The organism is Xanthomonas sp. NCPPB 2933, from assembly GCF_056725225.1.
Genome location: NZ_CM161518.1, coordinates 1,487,061 through 1,504,480, shown reverse-complemented (window position 1 = coordinate 1,504,480; position 17,420 = coordinate 1,487,061). Strand labels below are relative to the sequence as shown.

Here is a 17,420-nt window from a genome sequence, read left to right as displayed (position 1 = left end):
CGTTAGACAGCTGCGCTGCCCATACCGTTACCCGACCACCGCAGCTGCATACAGCTGATCGGCCAACGCCACGATCTCGCCCGCATCCTGCACACGCTCGCGCCAGGCGACGGGAATTCCGTCGATGCCATAGAACGCACCGGCCAGCTGTCCGCAGATGGCCGCCGTGGTGTCGGCATCGTCGCCAAGATTGGCCGCACGCAGCACCGCATCGGCAAAGGTGTCGGTGGTGGCAAAGCACCACAACGCCGCCGACAGCGAATCGACTACGTAGCCCGTGCCACGGATCTGCGCTGCCGAAACGGCCGCATGATCGCGCGTTGCCAGCGCGCGCACTGCCGGTGTCGACAATGCCGCGCACGGCGTCTGCAGCACCGCCTGCCGCGTGCGGCCGAGCAGCGCTGCACGCAATTGGAACGCGAACAACCTGCAGGCATCCACTGCCTCGGCAGCGGCATGCGTGGTGCGCGAGCTGTCGGCGGCGCGCTCGCCCAATTCGCCGGGGTGGTGCGCGTAATACATGGCCACCGGCGCCAACCGCATCAACGAGCCATTGCCGGCCGAGCGCGGATCGGCACTGCCACTGAAGGCCGGGCCGCCATCCAGATAGCGCTCCAGCGCCTGCCGCACGGTGCCACCGATATCGAAACAGGCGCCGGTGCTGCTGAGGTAACCGTGCTGGTACCAGTTGCAATAGCGATTCATCTGGTCGGCCGCGTCGAATCCCTGCCGATATAGCAGGCTGTGCGCCAGACACAAGGCCATCGAGGTGTCGTCGGTCCATTGCCCGGCGCGCAGTGCGAACGGGCCGCCGCCGCGCATGTCGTCGATCGGCGTGAAACTGCCCGGCGCGCAGAATTCGAGCGTGGTGCCGAGCGCATCGCCCACCGCCAGGCCCAGTAGGCAGCCGCGGAAACGTGCGCGCTGGGGATCCATTGTCGTCACGGCGCGGCGCCGGCTGCCTTTGCAGCGCGTGCGGCCTGCTGCTCGACCAGGGTCAGCGCAACGTTGTCGCGCAGATAGGCTGGTTCGACCCGCTCCGGTGCCACGCCTTCGCCACGCAGCAGCGCCGGCACGGCGAGCGTGAGCAGATCGGCGGCGTGCGGGAGCGCGGCTGCATCGACGCTGGTCAGCTGCGCTGAGAATCGCTGTTGCAGCAGTGCCTCGGCAGCGGCGAATCCGGTGCCCACACCGGCAAAACGTTGAAGCGTATTCGGCAGAACCAAGGCGTCCGGTGCACAGACCACTTCCGGCGCCAGTTCCAGCAGCGTGTCGCCGCGGCGCTCGAACACGCCGGCATACACCTCGCCCATGCGCGCATCGATGCAGGCCAGTACCTGTGTCGCATCGGCGGGTGCGCGCAAGGCCAATACTTGCAGCGTAGAGACGGCCAGCACCGGTACATCAAGGCCCAGGGCGATGCCTTGCGCGATGCCGATCGCCAGGCGCACACCGGTGAAGGCACCGGGGCCACGGCCGACCGCAATCGCATCCAGCTGGCGGCGCGCGATGCCTGCGTCGGCCAGCAGTTGCTCGGCCCACGGCAGCGCCAGCTCGGCGTGGCGGCGCGGCGCCAGTTCGAAGCGCTCAAGCACGCGGCCATCCACATGCAGCGCGACGGAACAGGCTTCGGTGGAGGTCTCGAATGCGAGGACTTTCATGACAGGACCGCAGGCAGGAAGGGGAAGCTCACGCGTCGCCGAACGGCAACGCGAGCACGACATTGTCGCCCACCGGCTCGGCGACGCCAAAAAACGCGCGCACATCGCCGATCTCGCGGGTGCGCGCAAACGGCGGCAGCGAGTTCATGAAGGTGCGGCCGTAGCCCTTGTTCAACAGCCGCGGGTCGCACAGCACCAGCACGCCGCGATCGGTCTCGCTGCGAATCAGCCGGCCCACGCCCTGCTTCAGCGCGATCACCGCTTGCGGCAATTGCTCGTCGCGGAACGGGTTGCCGCCCTCGCGGCGGATCGCATCCAGGCGCGCTTCGAACACCGGGTCGTCGGGCGCGGCAAACGGCAGCTTGTCGATCACCACCACGCTCAAGGCATCGCCGACCACATCCACGCCCTCGCGGAAGCTGGCCGACCCCAGCAGCACGCCGTTGCCGGAAGTGCGGAAACGCTGCAGTAACGTGGCGCGCGGCGCTTCGCCTTGCACGAACAACGGCCACGGCGCACCGCGCAATGCTTCGGCCGCTTCGCGCAGCGCGCGGTGCGAAGCGAACAACAGGAATGCGCGGCCATTGGAGGCTTCCAGCACCGGCGTCAGCGCGGCGATCAGCGCCGTCCCGAAGCCGCGCGCTGCCGGATCGGGCAGATGCGGCGGCAGATAGCACAGCGCCTGGCGCGCCCAATCGAAGGGACTGGGCTGCAGCAAGGTCACCGGATCGCTCAAGCCCAGGCGCTGCGCGATGTGGTCAAACTCGCCGCCCACCGCCAACGTGGCCGAGGTGAACACCCACGCCGCGTGCGATTTTTCGCGGTGTTCGCGCAGCGGGCCGGAGACATCCAGCGGCGTGCGTTGGCAGCGGAAACCGCGCGGGCTCAGCTCGTACCACAGCACATCGTTGTCGACGGTGTCTGGCAATTCCTGCGCAAAATCCAGCACCGGCGCGTCTTCGCCCAGCCACCGCGACAGCCGCGCGAGCGCTTCCTGCGCGCGTGCAGAGCAGCCATCGAACCCGGGCGATGCCTCGCGCAACGGCAGCAAGGCCTCGCCCAACCGCGCCAGCGACGACAGCACTGCATCGAAGCCCTCGCGCACCTGCGGCTTGGCCAGCGCGCGCCATTGGGTGCCGCGTGGCGGCAGGCCTTCCATGCCTGAGCGCAGGCCGCGCAACGCTTCGTCCAGGGCGAGAATCGGTTCCTGCAAGCTTGCCTGCGCGCCGGCCACCAGTCGCGCTTCGACCATGCAATCGCGGGCCAGCTCCTGCCAGGGCCGCATGCCGAAACTTTCACCAAAGAAGTTCGCCGCCAGTTCCGGCAGCTGATGCGCTTCGTCGATGACGAAGGCCTGCGCGCCGGGCAGGATCTCGCCGAAGCCTTCCTGCTTGAGCGCCAGATCGGCCAGCAGCAGATGATGATTGACCACCACCAGATCGGCGGCCTGCGCGCGCTGACGCGCCTGCACCACAAAACACTCGCTGTAAAACGGGCATTCGGTGCCCAGGCAGTTGTCGACCGTGGAAGTCACCAGCGGCAGCAGTGGCGAGTCGTCCGGCAGGGCTTCCATCTCGGCCATGTCGCCGAACTGGGTACGCCCGCTCCAGGCAACGATGCGATGGAACTGCGAGACCTGTTCGGGCGTAGAAAGACGCGGTTCGCCGCGCGCCTGTTGGGTGCGGTACTTGCACAGATAATTCGCGCGCCCTTTCAGCAGTGCGCTGCGCAGGCCAATGCCCAACGCGGCACGTACGCGCGGCAGATCGCGATGGAACAACTGGTCCTGCAGCGCGCGGGTGCCGGTCGAGATGATGGTCTTGAGCCCGGACAGCAGCACCGGCACCAGATAGGCGTAGGTCTTGCCGGTCCCGGTGCCGGCCTCTGCCAACAGCACATCGCGCTGCTCGAACGCCTCGGCGATGGCGCCGGTCAGGCGCAACTGCGCGGCACGCGGCGCAAACGCATCGAGCTGACGCGCAAGCGCCCCGCCCTCGCTGAGCGCCTCGATGCTGGCAGTGGCAAGTTGGGACATGAGACCGAACAGAGACGGGATACAGAAGCGAGACAGCCTAGCGCGTGTGCAGTGATGCTGCCTGGATTGCGCTTTATGGAGTGCGGACTAGCGCCATTGCGCCAGCAACAGCCACCCTCCCGTGCCTGCATCACCTCAGACGGCCTGCATAACGCAGCGAGCAGCATTCACATCAGCAGGGGGCAGCTTTCCAACCACCGATGCGCGCCAGTGACACCAGCTGCACCAAGCGCCGACCGCGCCCGCCTGGCGGTGAGCGCAGCCGGCTTGATTACTGCAATCAGTACCGCTTCACACCAGGCACCGTGCACCCGGCAATCTGCACCTTGGCCGAGGCGGCATTTTCTTTTTCGCCACGAGCAATCCGCGACTGCTCGATGGTGGCCCAGTGACGACGGCACAGCGGGCCGGTCTTGGAACCCAGTTCGATGGCCTGTTTGGCAAAGCGCTCGGCGGCCGGCCAATCGGCCTGCAGCACGGAAACTTCCGCACGCTCCTGCAGCACCGCCGGGTCGCCGGCGACCAGACCCAACGCCTGATCCAGCGCCGCAGCGGCGCCGGCGAGATCGCCAGCCTGGCGCTTGGCCTTGGCGGTCTCGCGCAGATCGTCCACCTGCGGGTCGCGCAGCGGCTGCACCGACAGTTCGGTGTCGTCGACGCCGGCCTCGCGTTCGATCAGCAACAGCCGCTGTGTCGGGGTGGTCGGGTCCACAGGTGTCGGCGGCGGCGGCGCGGGCGGCGCACTGACGCAGGCAGACAGCGCGGCAAGCACGCCGAAAAGGGCAAGGAGGCGGTGCAGTCGGTTCATGAGGTCACTCCAATTCAATGCGCGGGCGGGGGCGAGGCAGGCGCTTGCGCGGGTTCTTCCGGCTTTTTGTCCAGACCGAAGAAGCGGCGCCAGCCACCCCCGCCGGATTGTTCGGCAGGCGCTTCAGGATCGCCGGGCGCGCCTTCGATCGACGGTGCATTGCCGGCACACGGGGCGTAGGCCGGCGTGAACCCGACCACGAACGGGAACTGGCGCGCGCCCGGGCAACCGGGGTCGGTCACGCCGGTGCCGGCCGCATCCACCCACTGCCAATCCAGGCCCTTGCCGCTGACCTTCAACGGCGCACTCGGCAGCCGCGCGAAGATGCTCGACCACACCCGCATCGCGCCGGTGGCACCGTACAGGCCGGTCTGCTCGTTCTGATCGTTGCCCATCCAGATCACCGCCAGGTGGTCGCCGGTATAGCCGGCATACCAGCTGTCGCGGCCGTCGTTGGAGGTCCCGGTCTTGCCGGCCGGCGACAGCCGGCCCAGGCCATCGCCCAGCAGTTGCCGCGCGGTACCGCCGCTCACCACTTGCTGCAAGGCGATGCTGATCAGGTTGGCAGCCACCGAATCACCTTCCTGCGCCGGGGCCGGGGTCTTGTCGTAGCGCTTGAGCAGCTTGCCCTGCGGGTCGAGCACGCCGCGCACCGCATGCAGCGGCTGGATCTCGCCACCGGCGGCCAGGAACTGATACAGCTGGGCCATGCCGTACGGACTCTGATCGGTGGCACCCAGGATCAGCGAGGGATTGGTGTCGGCCTTGATGCCGGCCAGCACCTGGATCAGCTGCGCGATGCGCTCCGGGCCGACCTGCATGCCCACGCGTACCGTGGCCTGGTTGTAGGAATGCGCCAGCGCATCGATCAGCCGCACCGTGCCGTGACTGCGGTTGTCGGAATTGCCCGGCGACCAGGTCTTGCCACGGCTGAGCTGCACCGTCACCGGTGCATCGTCGACCCAGCTGGACAACGCCCAGCGATCCGGCGAGGCCAATGCCAGCAAATACACGAACGGCTTGAGCAACGAGCCAACCTGCCGCTGTGCTTCGACGGCGCGATTGAAGCCGGGCTTGGCCACATCGCGGCTGCCGACCACCGCCAGCACATCGCCGTTATGCACATCGGTGAGCACCAGGCCGGCCTGCAGCGGCGGGCGCTTCTTGTTGTCCAGCCGCTTGATGGTGCCGGTCACCGCGCCTTCGGCGTACGCCTGCGCGGACGGCGACATGCCGGTGAGCACGCTCATGCCGGCGCCTTGCAGCACGCCTTCCGGGTAATCGTGCGCCAGCTGGCGCCGCACCAGATCCACGTAGGCCGGGAAGCGATTGGCGGCGACCAGACCGGGTTCCTTGGGCACGCCCAACGGTTCGGCCAGTGCGCGCTTGTACTCGGCCGCGTCGATCAGGTTGTTTTCGTGCAGTTTGCCCAGCACGAAATTGCGTCGATCCAGCGCACGCTCCGGGTTACGCCGCGGGTCGTAATACGACGGCCCCTTGACCAACCCGATCAGCAGCGCGATCTGCTCGGTGGTCATCGAGTTGAGCTCGCGGCCGAACCACAGCTCCGCACCGGAGGACACGCCGTGGATCGCCTGCCCGCCGCGCTGTCCCAGATACACCTGATTGAGATAGGCCTCCAGGATGGTGCGCTTGTCGTAACGCGCCTCCATGATCACGGCATACAGAATTTCGTTGAACTTGCGGGTAATCGTCTGTTCCTTGCCGATGCCGAGCAGGCCGCTGCGTGCCAGCTGCTGGGTCAAGGTGCTGGCGCCCTGCCGCACCTGGCCGCCGGAGCGCGCCATGATCCAGGCCGCACGCACCATGCCGCTCAGGTCGATGCCGTGGTGGCTGTTGAAGTCGCGGTCCTCGACCGCCTGCAGGCCGGTGACCAGCAGCTCGGGCACTTCTTCCATGCGCACCAGGCGGCGCTCTTCCTGCTTCTGCCCGTACAGCGTGGCGATGCGCGCCGGATCCAGGCGCGCACTCTTCAGCGCCTTGCGGTCGCCGGCATCGCGCAGGCTGGCCACACGCCCACCGGAGAGGCTGACTTCCACGCGCTTCGCGGGCACGCGCCCGTCCACATCGATATAGCCGCGGCTGGCGATGGTGAAGCGACTGCCGTCCTGCTGATAGGTGCCGGCCAGTTTGGCTTGACCATCGTCACGGTACGAGGCTGCATCCAGCTCGGTCTTCAAGGTGGCCGCATCCAGCGCATCGCCGGGCACCAGCACCAATGGCCGCCCGTACACGCGGGTCGGGATCTGCCAACGCAGCTCGCCGAAACGCTGGGTGACCTGCTTGTTCAGATACACCGTGTAGGGAATCAGAAAACCAAGCGCCAGCGCGAATGCCGCAAAGGCCCAGACAATCAGCCTGCGTTGCCAGCGGGAGCCTTGCTCGTTGGTGTCGTCCTCGAAATCGTCGGGAGCGTCGTGGTCGTCGTGGCGTCGGGGCACAGGGATGCGAGAATGTAGAGTCCGGCGAGTCTAGCGCAGCGCTGTGGTGGTTGTGGTCAGCCGGACCCTTTGACTTAAGCTGGAGTTTCAACGCGATGTCGATGTCCCTGGCCGATGCACGCTATCTGTTCAATCGCGTGCTTGGGCTGATCCACCGCAGCGTGGCGAGCATGCGCACACGCGGCTGGCGCGCCACCTGGCAGCGCATTCGCGTGCACACGCAGGCGCCGCCGGTCGCGCTCGGCACGCCGCTGTGGTTGCCGGGCCCCGCACCCTTTGCCGCGTTTGCGGTGCCGCATAGCGCCGCGCCGCGCGTGACGTTGGTGATTCCGGTCTACAACCACATCGCACACACGCTTGCCTGTTTGCGCGCGCTGGCCGCACATCCACCGCAGCTGGATGTGGAAATTGTGGTGGTGGACGACGGCAGCAGCGATGCCACCGAAGCGCAGCTGACGCAGGTACAGGGCCTGCACTACCACCGGCGCACCAGCAATGGCGGTTTCATCGCCGCCTGCAACGACGGCATCGCGCTGGCGCGTGGCGATTTCGTGGTGCTGCTCAACAACGACACCATTCCGCAACCCGGTTGGCTGGATCGGCTGATCAACACGTTTGCGCAGCATCCCAGCGCCGGTCTGGTGGGCGCGCAACTGGTGTATCCGGACGGACGCCTGCAGGAGTCCGGCGGCGTGGTGTTCGCCGATGGCAGCGCCTGGAGCTACGGCCGCTTCGAATCGGCCGACGATCCGCGTTACGCGTATGTGCGTGCGATGGACTACTGCTCGGGCGCCGCAATTGCGCTGCCACGCGCGTTGCTGCAGACGCTAGGCGGGCTGGATCGCCGTTACATGCCTGCGTACTACGAAGACACCGATCTGGCGTTTGCGGTGCGTGCGGCCGGGTATCGGGTGCTGGTGCAGCCGGCCAGTGTGGTGGTGCATGACGAAGGCACCAGCAACGGCACCGACACTCGCACCGGGGTGAAGGCGTATCAGGTCCGCAATCAAGCCGTGTTCGCCGAAAAATGGCAGCAGGCGCTGGCAATGCAGTTGCCGGTCGGCACGGTGCCTGCGCCTGCGCTGCTGCATCGCGGCCAACGTCAGGTACTGATCCTGGACGAGAGCGTGCCGCAGCCGGACCGCGATTCCGGCTCGTTGCGGCAGTTCAATCTGATCCGCCTGCTGTGCGAAGAAGGCGCGCATGTGGTGTTCGTGCCCACCCGCCGCGAACACGCCGGGCGACATACGCAGGCACTGCAGCAACTGGGTGTGGAAGTCTGGTACGCGCCGTTTCTGGAGGGCATCGGCAGCTGGCTACGCACACATGGCGCGCGCTTTGCGGTGGTGCTGCTGGTACGCCATCACGTTGCGCATGCCTGCCTACCGTTGCTCAAACAATACGCACCACAGGCGCGCACCCTGTTCGACACCGTCGATCTGCATTACCTGCGCGAACGCCGCGGTGGGGAGTTGGCTGGCGATGCCAATCTGCTGCGCGCGGCAGAGCGCACTCGCCTGCGCGAACTGGAGATCATGGCCGCCACCGACGTCACCTTGCTGGTCTCGGCGGCCGAACAGGCGCAGTTGCAGGCGGACGCGCCACAGATCCGCACCGCCCTGCTCTCCAATCTGCATGAAGTGGCCGGTAGCGGTCATCCCTTCGCGCAACGTCGCGACCTGGTGTTCGTCGGCGGCTTCCGGCATCCGCCTAATGTGGATGCGGTGCAATGGTTCATCAGCGCGATCTTCCCGCAGGTGCGTGCGCAGTTGCCGGACGTAATCTTCCACTGCATCGGTGCGGATATGCCGGAGGCACTGAAGCTCTTGGCCGCCGAGTGCCCGGGCGTGCAATTGCACGGACATGTGCCGGATCTGGTGCCGTATATGGACACTGCGCGCATCGCGGTGGCGCCATTGCGCTTCGGCGCCGGCGTCAAGGGCAAGATCAATCTGAGCATGGCGCATGGGCAGCCAGTGGTCGGCACTACCTGCGCCGTGGAAGGCATGCATCTGCGCGATGGCGAAGATGTATGCGTTGCAGATAACGCCGACGCATTCGCCGCTGCGATCGTGCGCCTGCATCAGGATGCAGCGCTGTGGCAGCGCCTGGCCGACAACGGCTTGCGCAACGTGGCGCAGCATTTTTCGCTGGATGCCGCGCGTAGCACGGTACGCGCGTTGTTTATCGAGGCTTGAGTTGCCTGCCACTGGCGTGCGTGCCTTGGTACACCCGCGCTGCCAGCGTGGGCCGGGCACGTAGCGGGAGTTGGTGGCCAGAGCCGCCATTCCCCGCGCGCCGCTCAGGCATCGCGCTCAAGGAAGCGCCGTCAAAAGCGGCCTCCACCTCAACGCTGCTCAGCTACCGCCTTGACCCGGCGCGTGAACTCGATCAATTCCGGCAGCCCCGGATCCAGCTGACGCGCCTCGTCCTGCGCGCGCCGCGCGAACGCCGCATCCTCCTGCCCCAGGCGCTCGCTGCCCACCGCAATCCAGCGCTGGGCCAGACGTCGGCGCGCGCCGATCAGCGCCTCGCCGTTCGGCGTCAGTGCCTGCCACGCATCCAGACAACCGCGCGCGGCACGCAGACGGTTGTTGCGCAACTCGTCCTCGAAACAGCGCTGGCTCGCCGGCGCCACCCGCGCAGCGGCCTGCAGCACGCGCGGATCGCGCGGTGCCAGCGCCTGCGCTGCACGCACCGCGTCGTAGGCACTGGCGCCGGGCGGGGTCATCCATTGCTGCTGCGCTTCGGCATCTGTCACCCGTTGCAGCAGCGCGCGCAGACGGCGCTCACGTGCACCACGCGACAAGCCGGTTTCGGGACTGCGTTGTGCATCGCGTGCGCGCGCAATCGCCTGTTCTGCCTGCGCGATCGATGCAGCGCCCGGCACCAGGGCGCGCGCCTCCTGCAGCGATTGCAGCGCAGCGTCGAAGTGGAAATCCGCCGCCTGCCGGCTGGCCTGCGCGGCGTATTCGCTCGCGACCTGATCGAGCCCGCGACGCGCTGCGGCGTCGTCTGGCTCGGCCGCCAGCACGGCGTTGAAATCGCGTGCGGCCGGCGCCAGGCGACCACGCCGCAACAAGCCTTCCGCGCGTTGACGGCGCTGCTCCAGCACGCGGTGGTAGTGGCCTTCGGTCAGCGGTACATCGGCATGCCCGGCGTCGTAGCGCTTGGCAGCGGCCAGCAACATCCCAGCATCGCCGAGCGCGTCGCGCGCCAGTGCATGGCGGGCCTGCGCCAGCAGATCGGTCAAGGCGTCTTCGCGCCCTTCCAAGGCATCGGTGCGGTCCGGCGCCAGGGTCAGGATGCGCTGGTACAACGGCAATGCACTGTCCGGTGTGCCATCCAGGCGTCCTTGTTGCTGCGCGGCCACGGCCTGCGCGAACAAGGCATCCAACCCGGCGCGACGTGCCTGCAGCGCGCGCAAGCGCAGCGTGACTGGCGCGATCTGCGCTTGCGGCACTTCCAGCGCAGTCGCCAGCGCCAGTGTGCGTTGCGCTCCGGCGGCGTCCCCGGCCGCGATTGCCGCACGCGCCTGCACCACTGCGGCGGCACCGGTGCGCGCCAGTCCGGCACGGGCTTCGCTGCGGTCGCTGTCCAAGGCGAGCGCGGCAGCAAACAGTTCGCGCGCGCCATTGCCATCGGCTGCACTGAGTTGGCCGCGTGACAAGGCCGCATTGCCCCGTTGCAGCAGCTGCTGGATACGCGTATCAGGCCACAGCCAATCGGCCAGCGGCTTGCGCACTACGATCGTGGTCAACAGCAGGCATGCGCAAAGCACCAATGCCACGCGCCATAGCGCACGGCTGCGCAACGGCGCCCAGAGGCGGGGCGATCTGGCCCAGCGCGGAAGCGGGAGCATGCGGTGGCGTCCATCCTTGGCGCGACCTGACGGGGACGCGTTCACCCCGCTATGGTAGCCGGCCGCTGCGAAGACGATGTGCGCTTCGGGATTCGGGATTCGGGATTCGGGATTCGGGATTCGGGATTCGTCAGGCAAGCACACCTTGCTTGCTGTGTGTGCCAGCTGTTTCAAATCGATTGGCGCTGGCGAGGTGTGCGGCGCGCCTAGCCGAGTCGCCGCACCTCGCTCACCCCGGGCAAGGCGTCCAGCTTGCCAAGCAAGCCGGACAGCTGGTCGTAATCGCTGACCTTCAAACGCAAACGCAGTTGCGCGCGGCCGGTGTCGCGCACGTTGTCGCTGTTGATCTCCAGCACATGCGCGTCTTCCTGCGCGATCAGGTTGGTGATGTCCTTGAGCAGCCAGCGTCGGTCGACCGCGCGCACCTGCACATCCACTTCGTAGCCGCTGCCGGCCTGGCCCCACTCCACCGGCAGCACGCGCTGCGGATGCGCGGCAGCCAGACGCGACAGCGCCGCGCAATCGGTACGATGCACGGTGATGCCGCGGCCACGGGTCAGATAGCCGGCGATCGGCTCGCCCGCCACCGGCTGGCAGCAACGCGCCAGCTGCACCAGCAGATTGCCCACGCCCTGCACGGTGAACTTGGATTTGCCCAGGCCTTCGCGCCGCGCGGTGGGCCGTGGCGGCGCCGGTACTGCAGGCTGCGAGGCGGCGCGCTCGGCTTCCAGCAAGGCACGGCTGACCTGGTTGGGCCCGGTATCGCCCAGCGCCACCTGGATATACAGATCGTCGATGTTTTCGGCGTGGAATTTACGCGTCGCCACACTCAGATCGGAGTGCTGCAGGCCCAGGCGCTTGAGCTCGCGATCCAGCAACTCCTTGCCCGCGTGCACGTTGCGCGCGCGGTCAAGCTTGTGGAACCACGCGCGCACCTTATCGCGCGAGCGCCCGCTGGCCAGGAATCCGTTGGACGCCAGCAACCAGTCGCGGCGCGGGTCGGCTTCCTTGGCGGTCATGATCTCCACGCGGTCGCCGCTGCGCAGCCGGTAGGTCAGCGGCACGATGCGGTCGTTGACGCGCGCGCCGCGGCAGCGATGCCCCACCATGGTGTGCACGTGATACGCAAAATCCAGCGGCGTGGCGCCTTGCGGCAGATCGATCACCTCGCCCTTGGGCGTCAGCGCATACACGCGGTCTTCGATCAGCTCGGCATCCAGCGCGCCGGCCAGTTCGCCGTGATCGCCCTCCTGCACCTGCTCCAGCAGTTGGCGCATCCACAGGATCTTGCGGTCGAACGCCTTCTCGGCGCCCTTGCCGCCCTCTTTGTACTTCCAATGCGCCGCAACCCCGAGTTCGGCCTGCGCGTGCATCTCGTGGGTACGGATCTGGATTTCGATCGTGCGCCCTTCCGGGCCCAGCACTGCCGTGTGCAGCGAGCGATAGTCGTTGGCCTTGGGCCGGGCGATATAGTCGTCGAACTCGCTCGGCACCGGTGCCCACAGCGAGTGCACCGCACCCAGCGCGGCGTAACAGGCGGCCACGTCGTCGACCATCACCCGCACCGCGCGGATGTCGTATAGCTGGTCGAACGACAGGCGCTTTTTCTGCATCTTCCGCCAGATGCTGTAGATGTGTTTGGGCCGCCCGCTCACTTCCGCACGCAGGCCCTGCTGGGCCAGCGTCGTCGACAAGGTGCGCTTGACCGTTTCGAGATAGCGCTCGCGCGCGACGCGGGTTTCGTCCACCTCGCGGGCGATGCGGCGGTAGGTCTCAGGCTCCAGATGCCGGAACGCCAGGTCTTCCAGCTCCCACTTCACCTGCCAGATGCCCAGCCGGTTGGCCAGCGGGGCGTGGATGTCGCGAGTGAGCTGGGCAAGCGCGCGGCGTTGTTCTTCGCTCAGGCGGTCGGCCACGCGCATGCGCGCCAGCTGCCGCGCCAACAGGATCGGCACCACCCGCAGGTCGTGGATGATGGACAGCAGCAGCCGCCGCAAGCCTTCGCTGTTGCGCCCGGCCTCGCGCCCGGCATGCAGGGCCCAGACCTGGTCGGCCGCGTCCAGCCCATCGAGCAAACCTTCGACCACCACACGCCGTTCGGCCGGTTGCCATGGCAGGCTCGCGACCACGCCGCGCAATGCGTGCAGATCGAACAGCAATGCAGCAATCAAGGTGGCCTCATCGGCCGCCAGCAGCGCCAGCGCATCCAGCGTGTCGGCAAGCAGCGCCCACGGCACGGCCTCGGCTTGCGCTGACGGCACGTTCTGCCAGGCCTGCGCCAATGCGTCGCGCAAGGCAGGCGCGATCGACGCGACAGCAGGACGCTGCAGCACGGCATGCAGGCGGTCGAATGAGGAACTGGTCACAGCGGTGGACACGGGCGTGGGCAACAACAATGGTCTGACAGCTACGGTAACGTGCGCGTCACCTTCTCCACAACGCGCAATCGCAGCGCAGTCACAGAAATCCGATGCCTTCGCGCTTATGCCCGGTTCACCCGCCAACGCCTTGATTCGCAACCGCTCTGTGCGGAATCCGATGCCGTTGCGTCCATGAAATCAGCTTCATCGGCGGCTTTTTACATGCCCTTTACAATTCAGCCAAACCGGCTGCCTATGCTCCCTTGGCGTCGTCGCTGCCCAGTGCTGCGGCGACGTCATTCCAACCAACTGCGAGGTAGCCGATGAAGACCTGGAAGAAGCCTGTCGTTCGTGAAGTCAATTGTGGCGCCGAGATCAACTGCTACGTCTCCGGCGAATTCTGAGCTCACCTGCCGCCCTTCCTCCCGATGCATGACCGGCAGTCGCCGGCAGATAGGTAACAGTTCTCCATGCGCATCATCGTTCTGGGATCGGCGGCCGGCGGTGGGCACCCGCAGTGGAATTGCCACACCCCCGCGAGTCAGCGGGCATGGCAACAAGCTGACGGTGCCCAACGTCGTACACAGGCCAGCATCGCCGTCAGCGCCGATGGCGAGCGCTGGGTGCTGATCAACGCCTCACCCGATTTCCGTCAACAAGTTCTCGCAACGCCTGCGCTTTGGCCGCAGCACGGCCTGCGCCATTCGCCGATCGAAGCAGTGCTGCTGACCAGCGGCGAGATCGACCATATCGCCGGATTGCTGTCGATGCGCGAAAGCCAGGCGTTCTCGCTGCATGCCAGCAACCGCGTACTGGATCTGCTGTCGCAAAACCCCATCTTCGACGCGGTCAATCCTGCCTACGTGGAGCGCCAGCCGTTTGCGCTGGACACACCGGTGTCGCTGCTGGGCCTGCAACTCACACCATTCTCGGTGCCCGGCAAGGTGCCATTGTTCATGGAATCGCGCAGCGGCGGCGATCTGGCCGGCTCCAACGAAGAAACCCTCGGGCTCACCATCGACGATGGCCAGCACCGCGTGCATTACATCCCCGGCTGCGCGGCAATGACCGATGCGTTGCGTGCGCGCCTGCAAGGCGCCGAACTGGTGTTCTTCGACGGCACGCTGTGGCGCGACGACGAGATGGTGCAACTGGGCATCAGCCAGAAAACCGGCCAGCGCATGGGTCACATGAGCATCGACGGCCCCGACGGCACCATCGCCGCCTTCGCCCCGCTGGATGTGGCGCGCAAGATCTTCATCCATCTCAACACCACCAATCCCGTGCTCGACACCCACTCGCCGGAGTACGCCAGCGCGCGTGCCAGCGGCTGGGAGGTCGCGCACGACGGCCTGGAGATCACCCTGTGACCGCCCTGCTCACCCCGGACCAACTGGAAGCGGATCTGCGCGCCATCGGCGCCCGTCTGTACCACGACCAGCACCCGTTCCACGCGCTGCTGCACGACGGCAAGCTCGATCGCGGCCAGGTCCAGGCCTGGGCGCTGAATCGCTTCGAGTACCAGCGCTGCATTCCATTGAAAGACGCCGCGATTCTGGCGCGCATGGAAGACCCGGCGCTGCGTCGGATCTGGCGTCAACGCATTCTCGATCACGATGGCAACAGTCCCAGCGATGGAGGCATCGCGCGCTGGCTGCACCTGACCGATGCGCTGGGCCTGGATCGCGCACTGGTTGAGTCCGGCCGTGCGCTACTGCCCGGCACCCGTTTCGCCGTGCAGGCCTACCTGCAGTTCGTGCGCGAAAAAAGCCTGCTCGAAGCGATCGCCTCTTCGCTCACCGAGTTGTTTGCCCCCAACATCATCGGCCGGCGCGTGGCCGGCATGCTCAAGCATTACGACTTCGTCTCGCCCGAGGCGCTGGCCTACTTCGAGCATCGCCTGACCGAGGCGCCGCGCGATTCGGATTTCGCACTCGACTACGTCAAGCAGCACGCCGATACCGTCGAGAAGCAGGAACTGGTCAAGGCCGCGTTGCATTTCAAGTGCTCGGTATTGTGGGCGCAGCTGGATGCCTTGCACGTGGCTTACGTCACCCCGGGCATCGTGTGGCCGGATGCGTTCGTGCCCGACCGCGACGCCAGCCGGGCCGCTGCGTGAGCAGCATCACCCGCGACAGCCAGCCAGCCCTGCGCGCGGGCGTACGCCTGCAGCACGACCGCGCACGCGATCAGTGGGTGCTGCTGGCACCAGAACGCGTGGTCGAGCTGGACGAGATCGCGCTGGTGGTGGCGCAGCGCTACGACGGCGTGCGTTCGCTGGCGCAGATCGCGCAGGAACTGGCTGCCGAATTCGATGCCGACGCGGCAGACATCGAGGTCGATGTGATCGAACTCACCAACACCCTGCATCAGAAGCGTTTGCTGCGGCCATGAGCATCGCCCCGCCGCCACTGTCGGTGCTGCTGGAGCTGACCCATCGCTGCCCGTTGGCCTGCCCGTATTGCTCCAACCCGATCGCATTGGCGGCGCTGCGAGAGGAAATGGACACCGCCGGCTGGCGCTTGCTGCTGCAGCAGGCTGCCGACATGGGCGTGCTGCAGGCACACTTTTCCGGCGGTGAGCCGATGCTGCGCAAGGACCTGCCCGAGCTGGTGGCGCATGCGCGCGCGCTCGGGCTGTACAGCAATCTGATCACCTCCGGCGTGGCCGGCGGCGAGCCGATGCTGGACCAATTGAAGGCTGCCGGACTGGAACACGTGCAACTGAGCGTGCAGGACGTCGACCCGGCCGGTGCCGATCGCATCGCCGGCTATCGCAACAGTCTGTCGAAAAAGCGCGAGTTCGCTGCCGCCGTGCGTGCGCGTGGCCTGCCGCTGACGCTCAACGCGGTACTGCACCGTCATAACGCCGAGCGCGTGCCGGGCATGATTGCGCTGGCGCTGGAATGGCAAGCCGAGCGTATCGAAGTGGCTCACACCCAGTATTACGGTTGGGGCCTGCGCAATCGCGCCGCGCTGATGCCCAGCCGCGAGCAACTGATGGCCACGATTACGGCAGTGGAAACCGCACGCCGCGAGCTCGGCGACCGCCTGGCGATCGACTTCGTCACGCCCGACTATTACGCGCGCCAACCCAAACCCTGCATGGGCGGCTGGGGCCAGCGCTTCGTCAATATTTCCCCGCGTGGCGATGTACTGCCCTGCCACGCGGCCGAAACCATCGAGGGCATGCGCTTCGACAATCTGCGCGAGCGCTCGCTGGCCGACATCTGGAACAACGGCGAGGCGTTCGTGCGCTTCCGCGGCACGGCGTGGATGCCGGAGGTGTGCCAGGGCTGCCCCAAGCGCGAGATCGACTGGGGCGGCTGCCGCTGCCAGGCCCTGGCGCTGGCCGGCGATGCCGCCACGCTGGACCCCGTGTGCGAACGATCGCCGGTGCACGCCGAGGTGCGCGCCACCGCCGAACGCGAGGCCGCCGCGCCCGCACCTGAGTTTGTCTACCGCCGTCCCGAACGTGCTGCGCGCGCGACCGTAGCGACGGTAGACGAGGAGTAATTCACAGCAGCAGCTTGGGCCTTTCTGCGCATCTGCCTGCAATCTCTCGATGCGGTGCGAAAGGGCCTGTAGCTTGTGGAGGCAAACACCACCAGCGCGCGCCGTAGGCCAAGCTGCACGATGCGCGCCAGCGTCTACACTAACGGCCTCTTCGTCTTCCGGATCGCCTCCATGTCGCTCGCGCGCCGCATTCCCCTGCTGGTCGGCCTGACCTTCGCGTTGACCGCTCTCCCGGCCCTGGCGCAGCGCGCCGTGCAGGGCGATCTACAGTCGCAGATGAGCGCCGAGCAGTTCAAGGCAGCCGGCCTGGACAAGCTCAATGCCAGCGAGTTGGCCGCGCTCAACGACTGGCTGCAAGGCAAGGTCGCCAAGGAAGCGGCCGTGGTGGTCGAACAAGCCAAGGAAGCCGGCCGCCAGGAAGTGATCGTCAAGAACCGCGGCTTCTTCGATTTCGGCAGCAAGGAGCCGATCGAAAGCACGATCGTTGGCGAGTTCAAGGGCTTCTCCAAGGGTCGCGTATACACCCTGGCCAATGGTCAGGACTGGGAGCAGACCGACGCCGCCAGCTTGGCCGGCGTTCGCAAGGATGCGCCCAAGGTCAAGATCAAGCCCGGCCTGGTCGGCGTGTGGTATCTGCAGATTGAGGGCTACAACACGCCTGCCAAGGTGCGTCGGGTCAAGTAAGCGGGGCTGACTGGCGACTACGCCGCAACCAAG

At 66.9% G+C, this 17,420-nt stretch carries 14 protein-coding genes; 7 read left to right on the top strand and 7 right to left on the bottom strand.

The genetic code is table 11. The annotated features are described in order from the left end of the window. Nucleotides 1-27 precede the first annotated feature (27 nt). From AC1PLU_RS06200 to mrcB, 5 genes are all read right to left on the bottom strand, one after another. Nucleotides 28-936: an ADP-ribosylglycohydrolase family protein gene (locus tag AC1PLU_RS06200; RefSeq protein ID WP_481107992.1), complete on the bottom strand. Its 909-nt coding sequence runs from the start codon at nt 934-936 to the stop codon at nt 28-30. A 5-nt stretch (nt 937-941) separates the two neighbouring features. Further along, entirely contained in the window at nt 942-1,661 is a 720-nt protein-coding gene (tsaB, locus tag AC1PLU_RS06195) for a tRNA (adenosine(37)-N6)-threonylcarbamoyltransferase complex dimerization subunit type 1 TsaB (protein WP_481107991.1), read from the bottom strand. A gap of 28 nt (nt 1,662-1,689) precedes the next feature. Continuing rightward, nucleotides 1,690-3,696, bottom strand: a complete 2,007-nt coding sequence (gene yoaA / locus AC1PLU_RS06190; protein ID WP_481107990.1) for a DNA repair helicase YoaA — start codon at nt 3,694-3,696, stop codon at nt 1,690-1,692. Nucleotides 3,697-3,976: 280 nt separating this feature from the next. Further along, on the bottom strand, nt 3,977-4,504 hold the full coding sequence (locus AC1PLU_RS06185) for a hypothetical protein (protein ID WP_317062125.1): 528 nt from the start codon (nt 4,502-4,504) through the stop codon (nt 3,977-3,979). Nucleotides 4,505-4,518: 14 nt separating this feature from the next. Further along, entirely contained in the window at nt 4,519-6,966 is a 2,448-nt protein-coding gene (gene mrcB, locus AC1PLU_RS06180) for a penicillin-binding protein 1B (RefSeq protein WP_481107989.1), read from the bottom strand. A gap of 95 nt (nt 6,967-7,061) precedes the next feature. On the opposite strand from mrcB, the gene AC1PLU_RS06175 reads away from it, so the two are divergent. Further along, entirely contained in the window at nt 7,062-9,164 is a 2,103-nt protein-coding gene (locus tag AC1PLU_RS06175; protein WP_481107988.1) for a glycosyltransferase, read from the top strand. A gap of 149 nt (nt 9,165-9,313) precedes the next feature. Here AC1PLU_RS06175 and AC1PLU_RS06170 read toward each other — a convergent pair whose 3' ends face one another. Together AC1PLU_RS06170 and AC1PLU_RS06165 are read right to left on the bottom strand one after the other, a co-directional pair. Then, nucleotides 9,314-10,828 (bottom strand): hypothetical protein, encoded by a 1,515-nt coding sequence (locus tag AC1PLU_RS06170; protein WP_481107987.1) that lies wholly within the window; start codon nt 10,826-10,828, stop codon nt 9,314-9,316. 206 nt (nt 10,829-11,034) lie between these two features. Continuing rightward, entirely contained in the window at nt 11,035-13,221 is a 2,187-nt protein-coding gene (locus AC1PLU_RS06165; protein ID WP_481094329.1) for a RelA/SpoT family protein, read from the bottom strand. A gap of 290 nt (nt 13,222-13,511) precedes the next feature. Between AC1PLU_RS06165 and pqqA the strand changes: the two genes are divergently transcribed. The 6 genes from pqqA (at nt 13,512) to AC1PLU_RS06135 (ending at nt 17,387) form a co-directional block, all read left to right on the top strand. Beyond that, nucleotides 13,512-13,592, top strand: coding sequence for a pyrroloquinoline quinone precursor peptide PqqA (gene pqqA, locus AC1PLU_RS06160; protein WP_002812057.1), 81 nt, complete (start codon nt 13,512-13,514; stop codon nt 13,590-13,592). Between the two features lie 66 nt (nt 13,593-13,658). Further along, nucleotides 13,659-14,558, top strand: a complete 900-nt coding sequence (gene pqqB / locus AC1PLU_RS06155) for a pyrroloquinoline quinone biosynthesis protein PqqB (RefSeq protein WP_481094330.1) — start codon at nt 13,659-13,661, stop codon at nt 14,556-14,558. After that, the gene (pqqC, locus tag AC1PLU_RS06150) at nt 14,555-15,307 is read left to right on the top strand and encodes a pyrroloquinoline-quinone synthase PqqC (RefSeq protein ID WP_481094331.1); all 753 of its coding nucleotides are present in this window, start codon (nt 14,555-14,557) and stop codon (nt 15,305-15,307) included. The genes pqqB and pqqC overlap by 4 nt, the downstream gene beginning before the upstream one ends. Continuing rightward, nucleotides 15,304-15,582, top strand: coding sequence for a pyrroloquinoline quinone biosynthesis peptide chaperone PqqD (gene pqqD / locus AC1PLU_RS06145; protein ID WP_481094332.1), 279 nt, complete (start codon nt 15,304-15,306; stop codon nt 15,580-15,582). Before pqqC ends, pqqD begins: the two co-directional genes overlap by 4 nt. Next, nucleotides 15,579-16,703, top strand: coding sequence for a pyrroloquinoline quinone biosynthesis protein PqqE (gene pqqE / locus AC1PLU_RS06140; protein ID WP_481107986.1), 1,125 nt, complete (start codon nt 15,579-15,581; stop codon nt 16,701-16,703). The genes pqqD and pqqE overlap by 4 nt, the downstream gene beginning before the upstream one ends. A gap of 171 nt (nt 16,704-16,874) precedes the next feature. Then, complete coding sequence (locus AC1PLU_RS06135) at nt 16,875-17,387, top strand: hypothetical protein (protein WP_176338939.1); 513 nt, start codon at nt 16,875-16,877, stop codon at nt 17,385-17,387. Nucleotides 17,388-17,420: the final 33 nt, after the last annotated feature.

Bases quoted from the DNA above. Each gene is read 5' to 3' on its own strand.
- AC1PLU_RS06175 (WP_481107988.1), top strand. From the start codon at position 7,062: ATGTCGATGTCCCTGGCCGATGCACGCTATCTGTTCAATCGCGTGCTT.
- tsaB (WP_481107991.1), bottom strand. From the start codon at position 1,661: ATGAAAGTCCTCGCATTCGAGACCTCCACCGAAGCCTGTTCCGTCGCG.
- AC1PLU_RS06185 (WP_317062125.1), bottom strand. From the start codon at position 4,504: ATGAACCGACTGCACCGCCTCCTTGCCCTTTTCGGCGTGCTTGCCGCG.
- yoaA (WP_481107990.1), bottom strand. From the start codon at position 3,696: ATGTCCCAACTTGCCACTGCCAGCATCGAGGCGCTCAGCGAGGGCGGG.
- AC1PLU_RS06200 (WP_481107992.1), bottom strand. From the start codon at position 936: ATGGATCCCCAGCGCGCACGTTTCCGCGGCTGCCTACTGGGCCTGGCG.
- pqqA (WP_002812057.1), top strand. From the start codon at position 13,512: ATGAAGACCTGGAAGAAGCCTGTCGTTCGTGAAGTCAATTGTGGCGCC.
- AC1PLU_RS06170 (WP_481107987.1), bottom strand. From the start codon at position 10,828: ATGCTCCCGCTTCCGCGCTGGGCCAGATCGCCCCGCCTCTGGGCGCCG.
- pqqE (WP_481107986.1), top strand. From the start codon at position 15,579: ATGAGCATCGCCCCGCCGCCACTGTCGGTGCTGCTGGAGCTGACCCAT.
- AC1PLU_RS06135 (WP_176338939.1), top strand. From the start codon at position 16,875: ATGTCGCTCGCGCGCCGCATTCCCCTGCTGGTCGGCCTGACCTTCGCG.
- pqqB (WP_481094330.1), top strand. From the start codon at position 13,659: ATGCGCATCATCGTTCTGGGATCGGCGGCCGGCGGTGGGCACCCGCAG.